A 15669-nucleotide genomic window follows, 5' to 3' on the forward strand; every position below is an offset into this window, starting at 1 on the left:
ATCGCGGGTTTCGTGAGTCCGGTAGCAACGGCGCTTACATGACACCCGCCGAGCGCCTGACCGCGTCGCCAACGAATGGACATTCCCTGTACATGCCCCTGCTTACCACGCCTTTCGCCGAGCTCGACCTGATTCGCCAGCCGGAGCAGTCGGATGAACCCTTGCAGGCATTCGACGCCGCCGACGAGTACCTGCTCAACCACGTCGCCGAACAAGGCCTGACGTTACAAACCCGCATGCTGATCCTCAACGACAGCTTTGGCGCCCTAGCCACCAGTCTCGCACCCCATGCGGCCGTCTTCAGCAGCACGGACTCCTTTCTAGGGGTTCAGGCGCTGGAGAAGAACCTGGTGCGTAACGGTCAGGCGTTCGATGCGGTCCCCGTGATTCCTGCCAGCGAGCCGCTGACGGGCCCATTCGACTGGGTGCTGATTCGCGTGCCCAAGACCCTCGCCCTGCTTGAAGAGCAACTGATTCGCCTGCAAGGGCAATTGGCACCGGGTGCCAAGGTGGTGGCCGCCGGGATGGTCAAACATCTGCCCCGTTCGGCGGGTGAGTTGATGGAAGAGTACATTGGCCCGGTGCAGGCTTCGCTGGCGGTGAAGAAAGCGCGTCTGCTGTTCTGCACGCCGCAGTCCAAGACGTTTCAACCCTCCCCGTTCCCGACACGCTATACGCTGGACGAGCCGAAGATCGAGCTGATCAACCACGCCAACGTGTTCTGCCGTGACGGCCTGGACATCGGTACGCGGGCGTTCTTGCCGCATCTGCCGAAAAACCTGGGCGCAGCGCGCGTCGCGGACCTAGGGTGCGGTAATGGTGTGATGGCAATCGCCAGCGCCTTGGCCAACCCTGACGCGCACTACACGCTGGTGGACGAGTCGTTCATGGCGGTGCAGTCCGCTCAGGAGAATTGGCAACTGGCGCTGGGTGATCGTGAGGCGGTGATCCGCGCCGGCGACGGCCTTGCGGGTCAGGAACCGGATTCGCTGGACGTGGTGCTGTGCAATCCGCCGTTTCATCAGCAACAGGTCGTGGGTGATTTTCTGGCCTGGCGCATGTTCCAGCAAGCGCGCTCTGCGCTGGTGACGGGCGGCGCGCTGTACATCGTCGGTAACCGCCACCTGGGCTACCACAGCAAACTGGCGCGGCTGTTCAGAGGGGTTGAGCAGGTGGCGGCAACGCCGAAGTTCGTCATTCTCAAAGCGCGCAAATGATTTTAATGACTGGAGGGTAGGAGTGCGTTTGCCAGCGATGCATGAAGCCGGCCACCTTCAATGGTGACTGGCAGACCGTAATCGCGGGCAAGCGCGCGCCGACAAGTATCCTGCGCGGTCAGGGCGCAGACTAAGAAAAAACCCGCCGAAGCGGGTTTTTTATTGCGCAGAAAACACTCAATGCGACTTCATCCCCGCCGCCGTCATGAACATGCGCAGCAGGCTGGCGAAAATGAACAGGACGAACACACTTCCCGCCCAGATCGTGACCAGCCAGCCGATGCGTTTCCAGAGTGGCGACTTGCGCGCGGGATCTTCATCGTGCGCGGGTTGGTCGTGAAAGGATTCTTTACCGGACATCGCTGAGCCCTCTTCTTCCGGAAACGACCCCGAGTTTAAACCGGGGCCGAACGCCAACTAGTGGTAACCGTCTTCGTGGGTGACCTTGCCGCGGAACACGTAGTAGCTCCAGAAGGTGTAACCCAGGATGAACGGGATGATGAACAGTGTCCCGACCAGAATGAAGCCCTGGCTTTGCGGCGGCGAGGCAGCGTCCCAGATCGAAATCGACGGCGGTACGATGTTTGGCCACAAGCTGATGCCCAGACCGCTGTAGCCCAGGAAGATCAGCACCAGCGTCAGCAGAAACGGCGTGTAGTTCGCATTACGCTCGACCGCCTTGAACAGCCCGTACATGGTCACCAGAACCAGCGCCGGCACCGGCATGAACCAGAACAGATTCGGTACGCTGAACCAGCGATCGGCGATGTCCTGATGCGCCAGCGGGGTCCACAGGCTGACGATGCCCATCACCACCAGCGTCGCGATCGCCAGAGGCCGAGCCAGATCATGCATGGCCTTCTGCAGACCGCCTTCGGTCTTCATGATCAGCCAGGTGCAACCGAGCAACGCGTAGGCCACGATCAGCGCCAGGCCGCAGAACAGCGAGAACGGTGTCAGCCAGTCGAGCCCGCCACCGGCATAAGCTCGGTTGACCACCGGGATGCCATCGATGAACGCGCCCAGCGCAACGCCCTGGAAGAACGTCGCCACCAGCGAACCGCCGATGAACGCCTTATCCCACAGGTGACGCTTGGCGTCGGTGGCCTTGAAACGGAACTCGAACGCCACACCACGGAAGATCAGCCCGATGAGCATGAAGATCAGCGGCAGGTACAACGCTTCGAGGACAACCGAATAGGCCAGCGGGAACGCGCCGAACAGCGCCGCGCCACCCAGTACCAGCCAGGTTTCGTTGCCGTCCCAGACCGGTGCGACGGTGTTCATCATCACATCGCGGTCGGATTTGCCTTTGATGAACGGGAAGAGAATGCCGATCCCGAGGTCGAAGCCGTCCATGATGACGTACATCATGATGCCGAAGATGATGATCACGGCCCAGATCAGTGGAAGATCAATACCCATGGCTCAATTCACCTCACGCAGGCTGTCTTTGTGCCCTTCTTCGGTGCCTTCATCGGCAGCGGAGAGAGGACGTGCAGGAGTGCGTTTCTGGCCGGGACCGCCGTGAGGCGTGTCATCGCCTTCATGGGTTTTCGGTCCTTTGCGCACCAGGCGCATCATGTAGCCGAAGCCTGTGCCGAACAGCAGGAAATACACCACGACGAACAGCACCAAGGTGATCGTCAGTTGCCCCACACTGTGGTTCGACGACGCGTTGGCTGTGCGCATCAACCCGTAGACCACCCAAGGCTGACGCCCGATTTCAGTGGTGAACCAGCCCGCGAGCATCGCGATCAGGCCAGCGGGGCCCATACACATGACCAGGCGCAGGAACAGGCGATTGGTGTATAGCCCGCCGCGCCAGCGCAGCCAGGCACTCCAAAGCCCCACGAAAATCATCAACATGCCCAGCGCCACCATGATGCGGAACGACCAGAACACGATCAGAGAGTTGGGGCGGTCCTCAGGCGGGAAAGACTTGAGCGCCGGAATCTGTCTATCCAGGCTGTGGGTCAGGATCAGGCTGCCCAGATACGGGATCTCAATCGCGTATTTGGTCCGCTCCTCTTTCATGTCCGGAATACCAAACAGAATCAGCGGGGAGGGTTCGTCACCCACGTTCTCCCAGTGACCTTCAATGGCCGCGATCTTGGCCGGCTGGTGCTCCAGCGTATTCAAACCATGGGCGTCACCGACCACCGCTTGAATCGGCGCAACGATCAGCGCCATCCACATGGCCATCGAGAGCATGCGGCGAATGGCCGGATTATCACGGCCGCGCAGCAAGTGCCAGGCCGCCGACGCACCCACAAAGAACGCGGTGGCCACGAACGCGGCAATCGCCATGTGCGCCAGACGGTAGGGGAACGATGGGTTGAAGATCACCGCCAGCCAGTCCACCGGAATGATGCGGCCGTCGACGATTTCATACCCTTGCGGGGTCTGCATCCAGCTGTTGGAGGCGAGAATCCAGAAGGTGGAAATCAGCGTACCGACCGCGACCATGACGGTGGCGAAGAAGTGCAAGCCACGGCCGACACGATTCCAGCCAAACAGCATCACGCCGAGGAAGCCGGCTTCGAGGAAGAAGGCGGTGAGCACTTCGTAGGTCAGCAACGGCCCCGTGACCGCCCCCGCGAAGTCGGAGAACCGGCTCCAGTTGGTGCCGAACTCGTACGCCATGACCAGACCGGAAACCACCCCCATACCGAAGTTCACGGCAAAGATCTTCGACCAGAAGTGGTAGAGATCCCGGTAGGTATTGTCGTGAGTCTTGAGCCACAGGCCTTCGAGCACAGCGAGAAAACTCGCCAGACCAATGGTGATGGCCGGGAACAGGATGTGAAATGAAACGGTGAACGCAAACTGGATTCGGGCGAGATCGAGTGCCTCTAAACCGAACATAGGTCTTCCTCTATCAGGTGAAACCGGCTTCGGACCTTGGGGCCCTCAGCGTCTGCCCCCACGGTGTATTGAGTACGACGTAATGCGTTTGTTCTTTTTAGTTCGCGCTCAGGCCACAGGCCAGAAGACGACGCGGGAGTTCTGTCAAGCCGCCCGGTCAATCCACATGTATCGCGCAATTGACTCAGGTCAACCAACGATCAAAGAGTAGTCCCATTTCGGCAGGTGAACTGCGTGGCCTTTTGTCGCGTGGCGAGTTGCCTCACCCCTTGATACAGAGCAGTTTCGGGAAAACCGGAGCAGAGGGCTTCGGCGCCCACCGAGTGCGTGTACAAAGCCGATATGAGGCAACGCCCTGTTACAAAAAGAGGTGCTGATGCAAAGTGGCAACCTTGTGAAACCCTCCTTTTTCCTTTGCTGGCTGTCGTCCAATGCCGACTCAAACCCCTGCCCTGCTCCGTCACCATCGACCGTTCGTCGCATTCTGGCTCGCCCGGGTTTTTACGGCCAGCGGTTTTCAGATGCTCACCGTGGCCATCGGCTGGAATCTCTATCAGCTGACCGGCAACGTGCTGGACCTGGGGCTGGTCGGTCTGGTCGAATTCGCACCGCGGGTGCTGTTCATGCTGCACACCGGGCATGTGGCGGATCGGTACGATCGACGCAAGGTCGCCGCGATTTGCCAGACGTTGCAGGCGTGCATTGCCTTGGCCTTGACGATCGGCGGCCTGACGGACAGCGTGACATTCTGCTGACCGGCCCGTGGGGCCTTGGCTTGCTGCGTTCGGCGCCTGCGGTGGGTGCACTGGGCATGTCGTTGTTTCTCCAACTGGAGACGCCCGACGAAATGCGCGGCCGGGTAAGTGCTGTGAATGGCTTGCTCATCGGCGCGTCGAACCCGTTGGGCGAGTTCGAGTCCGTTCTGACAGCGCACTGGTTAGGCACCGTGCCCGCCGTGGTGCTCGGTGGCGTCGGCACGCTGGCGATTACCGGGTTGTGGATCAAACTGTTCCCGGGCCTGGCAAAGCGCGACCGGATGAGCGAGATCGTGGCTGAAGCCGAGCAGGCTGCGGTTTAAAGAACGCTGCTCACAATGAGCTGCGGATAAACCCCAGCAATGCAGAAACAAGGCGGCGGTAAAGGGCATCCACCTCAGGTACGTGCCCCTTGCCTCTCAGGCTGCCGTGCACCAGCCCCAAGCCGGGATCGAACTCGGTCGCCACGCCGGCTTCGCGCAAGGCCCGCTCATAACAGCTGCCGTCATCGCGCAGCGGATCAAACTGGGCCACCGCAATAAACGCAGGCGCCAGCCCTCGAAAATCGGTCGCGTTCAACGGCATCGCGTAGGGCGAACGCTCGCTCTCATTCATATAAAGCTGGCGGTAAAACCCAAGGTCCGCCGTGCTGAGCAGCGGCGCATCGACACACTCGGTACGCGAGGGAAGATCGTCGCCGCCCCCCAGGCCTGGATATACCAACGCCTGCCCGACGGGCTGTCGCTCCTCCGCATCGCGCAGCGCCAGGCACACGGCCGCTGCCAGATTTGCGCCCGCACTGTCACCGGCAATCGCGACTCGACGGGGGTCGATGTCCATCCGCGGCGCCTGAACCTGCAACGCATGCCAGACCGCCAGACAGTCACCAAATCCTGCCGGGAACGGATGCTCGGGCGCCAGTCGGTAGTCCACGGCAATCACCACGGCATTGAGGTCGATCGCGAGCGCCGCTGTAAGAAAGTCGTGTGAATCAAGATCGCCCACCACCCAGCCGCCGCCGTGCAGGTACATCACGCAAGGTGCCGGGTATTCAGCGGAGAGGTAGCGAGGGCGGTAGCTGCGCACCAGGACACCCGCGAGCTGGAGGTCCCTGACGTCGAGATCCTGAGAACGGGCAGGCGTGAACGCTTCGCACATGCGCGAGTAAGCGCGGCGCTGGTCAGCGATCTCCAGCGATGCAACGCTGAAACTCAGGGTCTTTTCGATGAAGCCGACCATGGCCGGCGACAGCGAAGCGTAAGTGGGCATGTGTGGCTCCAGCCCGTCGGAACCGCCGGGATCGAGGGAGTTACCTGGCGTGCAGAACGTGAACACTGTGAGATCGAACGCGACCGCGATTCGGTGGTTCGGTCGCCTTGGACGGGGCGACCGTACTGACGTCTCGCGAATGAATTCGCTCCCACAAGGTAAGCACGCGGGCTTGAACAGATCCCACCTGCGGCTTATTTATTGACCGCGACCTGCACGGCAGTCGCTGCGTCCTTGCCATCGAAGGTGGTCACGCCGTCCAGCCAGCGCTTCATGTCTTCAGGATGATCCTTAAGCCACTGTTTGGCGACGTCAGTGGGCGCCTTGCGGTCCATGATCGGCACCATCATCTGGCTTTCCTGAGCGGCGGTGAACTTCAGGTTGCTCATCAGTTTATTCACGTTGGGGCAACGCGTTGCGTAATCCGGTGCGGTCACCACCGACACGGTGGCTGCGCCTTCGCCCGGACCGAACACGTCCTCGCTGCCGGTCAGGTACGCGATCTTCATGTTGATGTTCATCGGGTGCGGAGTCCAGCCCACAAACACCACCCACTCGTTACGCTTGGTCGCACGCTGCACGGCCGCCAGCATGCCCGCCTCGCCCGACTCCACCAACTGGAAGTCACCCAGGCCGAACTGGTTCTTCTCGATCATGCCCTTGATGTTGGCATTGGCGCCGGTGCCGGGCTCGATGCCGTAGATCTTGCCGCCCAGTTTGTCCTTGAACTTGGCGATATCGGCAAAGGTTTTCAGCCCGCCATCGGCCACGTATTGCGGCACGGCCAGCGTCGCCTGGGCGTCGTTCATGCTCGGTGTGTCGAAGACTTTGACCTGATTCGCAGCCACGAACGGTGCGATGTTCTTGTCCATCGCCGGTTTCCAGTAACCCAGGAACACGTCGAGTCGGTCATCGCGCAAGCCGCCAAAAACGATCTGCTGCGCCGCACTGGTCTGCTTGACCTCGTAGCCCATGTTTTGCAGCAGCACTTCCGCCACCGCACTGGTCGCGATCACGTCGGTCCAGTTGACCACACCCATCCGCACGCTCTGACATTTGGCCGGCTCGGCTGCCATCAAGGCGGTACTGCTCAGCATCAACACACCGCAACTGATCTGACGAATAAATCTCTTCATGCGTGCTCCTCGGGTCGGCTCGTTATTTTATTCAGCTCTTTTCGGCAGTTTTTCTAAGGCTTCAAGACCCACGGCAATCCGAATGCTGCCGCGTTGGAGCAAATTACGCAGCAGCCCCTCGCACGAAGCGCACCAGCGCGACCTGTGGTTGCACTGGAGCGACATTGGAAGTGTTCCAGACTCTGAGTCTGATGGAGATCCACTGGAGCGCGAATTCATTCACGAGCGGCTGGCTCTAACGAAACACAGGTCATGCATGCCCCCATTGTAGGAGCGCGCTTGCCCGCGATTGCAAACGGTCAGTCATCACCAATGAAACTGACACATCGCAATTGCGGGCAAGCGCGCTCCTACGAGAGGCGCGGCGGTTTAGAGCACCTTATCCAGCGTAATCGGGAAATCCCGCACCCGCTTGCCGGTCGCGTGATAGACAGCATTGGCGATGGCCGATGCCACGCCGACGATGCCGATCTCGCCCACGCCCTTGGAGCCCAGTTCGTTGACGATGTCGTCGTTTTCTTCCACGAACAGCACGTCGATGTCGCCGATGTCTGCGTTCACCGGAATGTGGTACTCGGCCAGGCTGTGGTTCATAAAGCGGCCCAGGTGCTGATCGTTCTGGGTCTCTTCCTGCATGGCCTGGCTGATGCCCCACACGACGCCGCCAAGGATCTGGCTGCGTGCGGTCTTGGGGTTGACCACGCGGCCAGCGGCCACGGCGCTTACAACCCTGTTGACACGCACGGTGCCCAAGTCCTCATCGACCAGTACCTCGACGAACACCGCCGAGTGGGTCGCGGTCGAATAGCCTTCGCGCTTTTCATCCGGTTCGGCGTCTACCTGCACCTCCAGTGTCTCGTGAGACGACGCACGCACGATGTCGGCGTACGAAAACCGCTGCCCACGAATGTGCAGGCAACCGTCGCCGAAGCCGACCTCTTCCATGTCCACCACCGCGAACTCGGGATGGGCCATGCGCACGGCATCCAGCAACTTGGCGCGCAAAGCCCGGCACGCTTGCTGCACCGCCGTGCCGACGGACGACACCGTGAAGGAGCCGCCCTGCAGCGGCGCCGTCGGCAGCGAGGAATCGCCGAGCATGAACGTAACGTCCTGCGGTGTCATGCCCGCCGCTTCGGCTGCGATCTGGGTCATGACCGTGTAGGTGCCGGTCCCGATGTCGGTGGTCGCACTGCTGACGGTCAGCTTGCCGCTTGCGTCGATGCGCGCCTTGGCACTGGCTTTCATCTGCATGGCTTCCCACACGCCACCGGCCATGCCCCAACCCACCAGTTGGCGACCTTGGCGCATGCTGCGTGGCTCGGAGTTACGCTGGCTCCAGCCGAAGCGGTCGGCGCCCTGCTCGTAGCAGGCGAGCAACTCTTTGCTGGAGTAAGGCTTGTCTTCGTTGCCGTTACGGTCGGCGAAATTGATCGCGCGCAGTTTCACGGGATCGACGCCGGTCGCATACGCCAGTTCATCCAGCGCACACTCCAGACCGACCATGCCCGACGTCGCGCCCGGCGCACGCATGTCCAGCGGGGTGTACACGTCCAGCGGCGCAAGTTTGTAGGTCAGCTGCACGTTGTCGCATTGATAGAGCATGCCGCTCCACTCGACCACGTGCTCAGTGAAGTCCTCGAATCGCGAGGTCTGCCCGATCACGTCATGACCCACTGCCAACAGGCGCCCGTCGGCGGTCGCGCCCAGCCGCAAGCGTTGCAAGGTGTGGGGGCGATAGCCGAACGTGAACATCTGCTGGCGCGTCAGGGTGACGCGAACCGAGCGTTTGAGATGCAGCGCGGCCATGACGGCCAGAGGCAGCTGGTATTGCGGGCGCAAGCCGGAGCCGAACGCACCGCCGACGAACGCCGCCCGCACACGAATCTTGTCCTTCTCCAGGCCGAACACCTTGTGCAGGTAATCCTGGCAGTTCTGCGTGCCTTGGGTCTTGTCGTGGATCTCGAGACTGCCGTCATCCTGATACATCACCGTCGAGGCGTGGGGCTCCATCGGGTTGTGATGCTCGTTCGGCGTGCTGTAACGCGCGTCCACCGTCTTCGCCGCCTGGGTAAAGGCGGTCTCGAAATCGCCGCGCGGCTTGGGGGTTTCAGCCGGCGCCGTGTGCGCGTTCCCTTGTGCGGCCATCAGGTCGGTCTGGTGAGCCTCGGTTTCATACTCGATGCGCACCAGCGAGCCTGCGTGACGCGCAAGCTCGAGGGTGTCGGCAACGACCAGCGCCAGCGGTTGCCCGCTGTACAGCACGCGATCGTTATACAAAGGGCGGAACGGCGAACCTTCGGCCGAATCCGCATCCTCGTAATCTTTGTCGTAACTGGCAACATGCGGACGGTTGGTGTGGTCAATGACGGCGACGACACCTTTGACCTGCAAGGCTTGCGAGGCGTCAATGCGCAGCACGCGGCCGCACGCAATATTGCTGGACACCACGCTGCCAAACAGCAGGCCGGCTTGCGGGTATTCGCCGGCATAGCGTGCCTGGCCGGTGACCTTCAGGTGACCGTCGACGCGATCCAGCGGTTGCCCGACGGGTGACACATAACCGGGTGGATTGATTTTCGCGTTCATCAGGCTTTACCTCCTGTTGCCGCGTCGCTGAGCGCACGGACGATGGCGCGTTGCGCCAGCTTGACCTTGAAGGCGTTGTGTTCGAGCGGTTTGGCGTCACGCAGGATGGCTTCGGCTGCCGCCACGAAATTCTCCCGGGACACCGGTTGCCCTATGAGCGACTGCTCGACCGCTTTGTCACGCCACGGCTTGTGCGCCACCCCGCCCAGGGCCAGGCGCACGTCGCGAATGATGTCGCCGTCCAGCTCCAAGGCAGCCGCGACCGAGACCAGCGCGAAGGCGTAGGACGCACGATCCCGAATCTTCAGGTAATGGCTGTGAGCAACAAACCCTTGGGGTGGGAGTTCGATGGCCGTGATCAATTCGTCATCGGCCAGCTGGTTGTCGCGCTGTGGGGCGTCTTCCGGCAACCGGTGAAAGTCAGCGAATTCGATGGTGCGTTTGCCGCCCCGACCTTCCACATGCACAACGGCGTCCAGCGCGGCCAGCGCCACGCACATGTCCGACGGGTGGGTGGCCACGCAGTCCTCGCTGGCGCCCAGGATCGCGTGAATCCGGTTCAGGCCGTCTTTAGCCGGGCATCCGCTTCCCGGCTCGCGCTTGTTGCAAGGCACCGCGGAATCGTAAAAGTAGTAACAACGGGTGCGCTGAAGCAGGTTGCCGCCGGTGCTGGCCATGTTACGCAGCTGAGGCGAGGCGCCTGCCAGGATGGCTTGCGACAGCAATGGGTAACGCTGCTCGACCAAGGGATGCCACGCCAGATCGGCATTGCTCACCAACGCACCGATCAACAGGCCGCCACTGGCGGTTTCCCGGACGTCCTTGAGCGGCAGGCCGGTGATGTCGATCAGGTGTTCCGGCCGGGCGATGTTTTCTTTCATCAAATCCAGCAGGTTGGTGCCGCCCGCGATAAAGCGGCTGGCCGCTCCGGCCAGGCTGATTGCCTGACTGACGTCGACGGGCTTGCTGTAATGGAAGGGATTCATGCGTCGATCCCTCCTTCACTGACGGCCGATGCCTCGGCGGCGGAGTGCGGCAAGGCCTCTTCGACCGCTGCGAGGATGTTGGTGTAGGCGCCGCAGCGGCACAGGTTGCCACTCATCAACTCTTTGATCTGGTCAGCGGTGTGCGCCCGGCCTTCGTTGGCCAGCCCGACTGCCGAGCAAATCTGACCCGGCGTGCAGTAACCGCACTGAAAGGCGTCATGCTTTATGAACGACTGCTGCATCGGGTGCAGCGTGTCGCCGTCCGCCAGCCCTTCGATGGTGGTCAACTCGGCGCCGTCGCACATGACCGCCAGGGTCAGGCAGGCATTGACCCGCTTGCCATCGCGCAGCACCGTGCACGCCCCGCACTGTCCGTGGTCACAGCCTTTCTTGGTGCCCACCAGATCGAGCTGTTCACGCAATACGTCCAGCAATGTCGACCACGGCTGCACGTTCAATTGTCTGGACTGGCCGTTCAGGGTCAGAGCAATGGCATGCTCTGCGAAGGCCTGGTTAGTTGTCTCGCTCATTGCAAACCTCACGGTAGGTACGCGTCTGCGCAGTCAATCTGCGTCTCATGAGGTACGACTGGCGGGTTTTCCTAAACGTTCAGGGTTTGTGATGAGCGTGCCGGGTGCCTGGGACCCCAAGGGCCTGGGAACCCAAGCGCGCGTGCCCTTCCATACCGATCAACGTCAGCAGCCTTTCACGGGGGACGCTGGTATGATGCGCGGCTTTTTGCGACTGGCAGAATTTGTGCAAGCTCTTTTCGCGAGCTGTGCTTTGCTGTTTTAGTCGATTTCATTAATGGCGCATTGCGCCACCGGGGAGCCACACATGCTGGAGCGGCTGTTTCAACTCAAGGCACATAACACCAATGTGCGCACGGAAATCCTGGCCGGCGTCACGACGTTCCTGGCCATGGCCTACATCCTGTTCGTCAACCCGAGCATCCTCGGCGCGACCGGCATGGACAAAGGCGCCATCTTCGTCGCGACCTGTCTGGCAGCCGCCATCGGCTCCACGGTCATGGGCCTGATCGCCAACTACCCGATCGCACTGGCGCCGGGCATGGGCTTGAACGCTTTCTTCACCTACACCGTGGTGCTCCATATGGGCCACACCTGGCAAGTGGCGCTGGGTGCGGTGTTCATTTCCGCCGTGATGTTCTTCCTGCTATCGATCTTTCGCATCCGCGAATGGATCATCAACAGCATCCCGCTGCCGCTGCGTTCGGCGATTGCCGCCGGTATCGGTCTGTTCCTGGCGCTGATTGCCCTGCACAACGCTGAAATCGTGGTCAGCAACCCGGCCACCATGGTCGGTCTGGGCGACCTGGCCAAACCGGCTCCGGTGCTCGCGGCGCTGGGCTTTGCCCTGATCGTGGCGCTGGAAGCCCTGAAAGTGCGCGGCGCGGTGCTGATCGGCATTCTGGCCGTGACCATCATCTCGATCCTGATGGGCTTTTCGCCGTTCGGCGGCGTGGTGTCGATGCCGCCTTCGCTGGCACCGACCTTCCTGCAACTGGACATCGCCGGTGCGCTGAACATCGGTCTGGTCAGCGTGATCTTCTCGTTTCTCTTTGTTGATCTGTTTGATAACTCCGGGACGTTGATCGGCGTCGCCAAGCGCGCAGGCCTGATGGGCAAAGACGGCCACATGCCGAAAATGGGCCGTGCGCTGATCGCCGACAGCACCGCCGCGATGGCCGGTTCGCTGCTGGGCACCTCGACCACCACCAGCTACATCGAATCCGCAGCCGGCGTCAGTGCCGGTGGCCGCACCGGCCTGACCGCCATCGTGGTCGCGGTGCTGTTCCTGCTGGCGTTGTTTTTCGCGCCCCTGGCCGGCAGCGTTCCGGCCTTCGCCACCGCCCCGGCCCTGCTCTTCGTGGCCGTGCTGATGACCTCGGGTCTGGCGGAAATCAACTGGGACGACATCACCGAAGCGGCGCCCGTCGTGCTCACCGCGCTGGCGATGCCGTTCACCTATTCCATCGCCAACGGCATCGCGTTTGGCTTCATTTCCTGGACAGTGATCAAGCTGTTGTCGGGCCGCGCCCGTGAACTGAATTCAGCGCTGGTCGTGCTGTCGATCCTGTTCGTCATCAAGCTGGGCTTCTATCCATGAGCAGCACGTTCGACCCTGCGAGCTACAGCCGTCAGCTCGATGAAAAAGCCGATCGTCTTCGTGAGCTGCTGAAGCCGTTTGACGCGCCGGAACCTCAGGTCTTTGACTCGCCGCGTGAGCACTACCGCCTGCGCGCCGAGTTCCGCCTGTGGCGCGACGATGGCAAACGTCACTATGCGATGTTCACGCCGGGCGACAAGTACACGCCGATCCTGATCAACGACTTCCCGATCGCAAGCCTGCACATCAATGCATTGATGCCGGTGCTGCGTGATCGCTGGGAAGCCAGCAAGACGCTTAACCACAAGCTGTTTCAGGTCGACTTCCTGACCACGCTGGCCGGCGACGGCATGATCACCCTGTGCTACCACCGTCCGCTCGATGACGCCTGGAAGCTTGAAGCCGAGCAACTGGCCGCGGACTTGAAGGTCAGCGTGATCGGCCGCTCCAAGGGGCAACGTCTGGTGATCGGCCGCGATTACGTGACCGAGGAGCTGGACGTCGCTGGACGCACGTTCAGCTATCGCCAGCCAGAAGGCGCATTCACCCAGCCCAACGGCACTGTGAACCAGAAAATGCTGAGCTGGGCGTATGACGCGCTGGGCGACCGTGAGGATGACTTGCTGGAGCTGTATTGCGGCAACGGCAACTTCACGCTGCCGCTTGCGACCCGCGTGCGCAAAGTGCTTGCGACCGAAATCAGCAAGACCTCGGTCAACGCCGCCTTGAGCAACCTGGCGGACAACGCGGTGGATAATGTGTCGCTGGTGCGTCTGTCGGCAGAGGAGCTGACCGAAGCGCTGAACGATGTGCGTCCGTTCCGGCGTCTGGCCGGTGTGGACCTGAAGAGCTACGAGTTCGGCAGCGTCTTCGTCGACCCGCCGCGTGCGGGCATGGACCCGGACACCTGCGAACTGACCCGTCGTTTCGAACGCATCCTGTACATCTCCTGCAACCCGGAAACCCTGGCGGCCAACATCGCGCAACTGCACGACACCCACCGGGTGGAGCGCTGCGCACTGTTCGATCAGTTTCCGTACACGCACCATATGGAGTCTGGGGTGTTGCTGGTCAGACGCTAAGCGAATGCGAAACACATTCACCTGTGGGAGCTGCTGGAGGTTACGACAGTGGCGAATGCGATGGGTCATTCAAAACATCAGTGTCTGACCCGGCGCCTTCGTCCGAACGCGGCCCGCAGCAAGCCGGCTTCCACAGGTCCGCGAGATGCCAGTCGGCGCTGCGGCGAAGTCAAATAACATCGCACCGCTCATCATTAAATTTGTGACAGTAACCGGCATATACCTGCATACCGGTGTATAACAATCGGCCGTCTTTCCGTTCGATGGATGCCTTGCCTTGAGTTCCGAATCGCCCGCTTCGCCCTCCGGATCTGCCTCTGACAGCGTGCTTCGGCAGCCTGGCTTTTTCGAGTTTCTGACGGCCCGCCTCGCAGCCGTGTTTGCCATGCAGATTCAAGCGGTGGTAGTCGCCTGGCAGGTCTATGACATGACCCGCAGCCCGATTTCGCTGGCGTATGTGGGCCTTGCGCAGTTCATCCCGATGTTGCTGTTGCTGATGCCGGCCGGCGACCTCATCGACCGCTACGATCGCAAACTGATCCTGACCATCAGCTGGACCGTCCAGGCGCTGTGCAGCCTGATGCTGATGCTGTTCTCGGTCACCCACCATCAAGACACCCGGTTGATTTATGCCACGCTGGCGTTGTTCGGCTGTGCCCGGGCGTTCACCGGTCCGGCGCTGCAAAGCCTGCTGCCGCAGGTCGTGTCGCGCGAAAAACTCGCCTCGGCCATCGCCACCAACAGCATGATCATGCGCATCGCCACCATTGCCGGACCGCTGGTGGGCGGCGGCCTGTACGCGGCGGGCGGCGGCGGTTTGACCTATTCGGTGTGCATGGCGAGTTTCATAGCCGGCGTGCTGCTGCTGACCCGCGTGCCGGTGCTCTATGCCGGTAAAAAGCAGATTCTGGAATCCACCGCCTGGAAACGCTTCACGGCGGGCATCGCGTTCATTCGTTCGCGCCCGATCATTCTGGGCACCATTTCGCTGGACCTGTTCGCCGTGCTGCTGGGCGGCGTGGTCGCCTTGCTGCCGATCTACGCCCACGAAGTCCTGCACTTGGGACCTCAAGGCCTGGGCGCGCTGCGCAGTGCGATGAGTCTGGGAGAGGTCGGCACCGGGCTTTATCTGAGCGTGCGGCCGTTTGATCGCAACGTCGGCATGGTGATGTTCATTGCGGTCGCGGTGTTTGGCCTCGCGAACCTGGTGTTCGCGCTGTCGACGCTGTTCTGGCTGTCGTTGTTCGCGTTGATGATTGCGGGGGCCGCGGACATGGTCAGCGTGTATATCCGCTCGACGCTGGTGCAGTTCTCGACCCCCGACGACATGCGCGGTCGGGTCAATGCGGTGAACATGCTGTTCATTGGTTCTTCCAACGAACTGGGCGAATTCCGCGCGGGCAGCAGCGCTGCGCTGTGGGGCGCTGTCCCTGCCGCGATCATCGGCGGATTGTGTACGTTAGGAGTAGTGGGTACCTGGATGGTGGGCTTCAAGGCCTTGCGGCAGGTGAATCACTTTGCCGATGCGTCGCCTTCGGAAGTGACCGAACAGCAGAAAGCGCGGGTGTGATCCAGGTTCATTGATTGACACCGTACCTGTGGGAGCGAATTCATTCGCGAATCGACAGTTCAGGCGA

The 15669-nt window shown here is 61.5% G+C and carries 12 protein-coding genes and 1 pseudogene; 5 read left to right on the forward strand and 8 right to left on the reverse strand.

Translation table 11 applies throughout. The annotated features are described in order from the left end of the window. Positions 1 to 92 precede the first annotated feature (92 nt). Entirely contained in the window at positions 93 to 1217 is a 1125-nt protein-coding gene (locus tag AB4N84_RS06005; protein WP_460045594.1) for a methyltransferase, read from the forward strand. 177 nt (positions 1218 to 1394) lie between these two features. On the opposite strand, the gene AB4N84_RS06010 is transcribed toward AB4N84_RS06005, so the two are convergent. The 3 genes from AB4N84_RS06010 to AB4N84_RS06020 are packed head-to-tail and all read right to left on the reverse strand — an operon-like array spanning position 1395 to position 4085. Beyond that, positions 1395 to 1577 (reverse strand): DUF2474 domain-containing protein, encoded by a 183-nt coding sequence (locus tag AB4N84_RS06010; RefSeq protein WP_460045596.1) that lies wholly within the window; start codon positions 1575 to 1577, stop codon positions 1395 to 1397. Positions 1578 to 1634: 57 nt separating this feature from the next. Next, entirely contained in the window at positions 1635 to 2642 is a 1008-nt protein-coding gene (cydB, locus tag AB4N84_RS06015) for a cytochrome d ubiquinol oxidase subunit II (protein ID WP_074756241.1), read from the reverse strand. Positions 2643 to 2645: 3 nt separating this feature from the next. Then, the gene (locus tag AB4N84_RS06020; protein WP_074756243.1) at positions 2646 to 4085 is read right to left on the reverse strand and encodes a cytochrome ubiquinol oxidase subunit I; all 1440 of its coding nucleotides are present in this window, start codon (positions 4083 to 4085) and stop codon (positions 2646 to 2648) included. Positions 4086 to 4516: 431 nt separating this feature from the next. On the opposite strand from AB4N84_RS06020, the pseudogene AB4N84_RS06025 reads away from it, so the two are divergent. Next, positions 4517 to 5163 (forward strand): annotated as a pseudogene (locus tag AB4N84_RS06025) (MFS transporter). 10 nt (positions 5164 to 5173) lie between these two features. Here AB4N84_RS06025 and AB4N84_RS06030 read toward each other — a convergent pair. The 5 genes from AB4N84_RS06030 to AB4N84_RS06050 form a co-directional block, all read right to left on the reverse strand. After that, positions 5174 to 6109 carry an alpha/beta hydrolase gene (locus AB4N84_RS06030; protein ID WP_460045598.1) on the reverse strand — a complete coding sequence of 312 codons (936 nt, stop codon included), beginning with the start codon at positions 6107 to 6109 and terminating at the stop codon, positions 5174 to 5176. 194 nt (positions 6110 to 6303) lie between these two features. Next, positions 6304 to 7245: a choline ABC transporter substrate-binding protein gene (choX, locus tag AB4N84_RS06035; RefSeq protein WP_460045599.1), complete on the reverse strand. Its 942-nt coding sequence runs from the start codon at positions 7243 to 7245 to the stop codon at positions 6304 to 6306. Positions 7246 to 7614: 369 nt separating this feature from the next. Beyond that, positions 7615 to 9834: a xanthine dehydrogenase family protein molybdopterin-binding subunit gene (locus tag AB4N84_RS06040; RefSeq protein WP_460045601.1), complete on the reverse strand. Its 2220-nt coding sequence runs from the start codon at positions 9832 to 9834 to the stop codon at positions 7615 to 7617. Further along, entirely contained in the window at positions 9834 to 10820 is a 987-nt protein-coding gene (locus tag AB4N84_RS06045) for an FAD binding domain-containing protein (RefSeq protein ID WP_460045602.1), read from the reverse strand. Before AB4N84_RS06045 ends, AB4N84_RS06040 begins: the two co-directional genes overlap by 1 nt. Next, complete coding sequence (locus AB4N84_RS06050; protein ID WP_460045603.1) at positions 10817 to 11350, reverse strand: (2Fe-2S)-binding protein; 534 nt, start codon at positions 11348 to 11350, stop codon at positions 10817 to 10819. Before AB4N84_RS06050 ends, AB4N84_RS06045 begins: the two co-directional genes overlap by 4 nt. 307 nt (positions 11351 to 11657) lie before the next feature. On the opposite strand from AB4N84_RS06050, the gene AB4N84_RS06055 reads away from it, so the two are divergent. From AB4N84_RS06055 to AB4N84_RS06065, 3 genes are all read left to right on the forward strand, one after another. Beyond that, complete coding sequence (locus AB4N84_RS06055) at positions 11658 to 12950, forward strand: NCS2 family permease (protein WP_074756253.1); 1293 nt, start codon at positions 11658 to 11660, stop codon at positions 12948 to 12950. Next, entirely contained in the window at positions 12947 to 14032 is a 1086-nt protein-coding gene (trmA, locus tag AB4N84_RS06060) for a tRNA (uridine(54)-C5)-methyltransferase TrmA (protein WP_460045604.1), read from the forward strand. The genes AB4N84_RS06055 and trmA overlap by 4 nt, the downstream gene beginning before the upstream one ends. A 277-nt stretch (positions 14033 to 14309) precedes the next feature. After that, complete coding sequence (locus AB4N84_RS06065) at positions 14310 to 15602, forward strand: MFS transporter (RefSeq protein ID WP_460045606.1); 1293 nt, start codon at positions 14310 to 14312, stop codon at positions 15600 to 15602. Positions 15603 to 15669 lie beyond the last annotated feature (67 nt).

Source organism: Pseudomonas sp. S2_H01, from assembly GCF_054668305.1.

What these genes read in the sequence shown, in the direction of transcription:
- AB4N84_RS06040 (WP_460045601.1), bottom strand. Translation starts at nt 9,834, where the DNA reads ATGAACGCGAAAATCAATCCACCCGGTTATGTGTCACCCGTCGGGCAA.
- AB4N84_RS06030 (WP_460045598.1), bottom strand. Translation starts at nt 6,109, where the DNA reads ATGCCCACTTACGCTTCGCTGTCGCCGGCCATGGTCGGCTTCATCGAA.
- AB4N84_RS06045 (WP_460045602.1), bottom strand. Translation starts at nt 10,820, where the DNA reads ATGAATCCCTTCCATTACAGCAAGCCCGTCGACGTCAGTCAGGCAATC.
- cydB (WP_074756241.1), bottom strand. Translation starts at nt 2,642, where the DNA reads ATGGGTATTGATCTTCCACTGATCTGGGCCGTGATCATCATCTTCGGC.
- AB4N84_RS06050 (WP_460045603.1), bottom strand. Translation starts at nt 11,350, where the DNA reads ATGAGCGAGACAACTAACCAGGCCTTCGCAGAGCATGCCATTGCTCTG.
- choX (WP_460045599.1), bottom strand. Translation starts at nt 7,245, where the DNA reads ATGAAGAGATTTATTCGTCAGATCAGTTGCGGTGTGTTGATGCTGAGC.
- AB4N84_RS06020 (WP_074756243.1), bottom strand. Translation starts at nt 4,085, where the DNA reads ATGTTCGGTTTAGAGGCACTCGATCTCGCCCGAATCCAGTTTGCGTTC.
- AB4N84_RS06055 (WP_074756253.1), top strand. Translation starts at nt 11,658, where the DNA reads ATGCTGGAGCGGCTGTTTCAACTCAAGGCACATAACACCAATGTGCGC.
- AB4N84_RS06010 (WP_460045596.1), bottom strand. Translation starts at nt 1,577, where the DNA reads ATGTCCGGTAAAGAATCCTTTCACGACCAACCCGCGCACGATGAAGAT.
- trmA (WP_460045604.1), top strand. Translation starts at nt 12,947, where the DNA reads ATGAGCAGCACGTTCGACCCTGCGAGCTACAGCCGTCAGCTCGATGAA.
- AB4N84_RS06005 (WP_460045594.1), top strand. Translation starts at nt 93, where the DNA reads ATGCCCCTGCTTACCACGCCTTTCGCCGAGCTCGACCTGATTCGCCAG.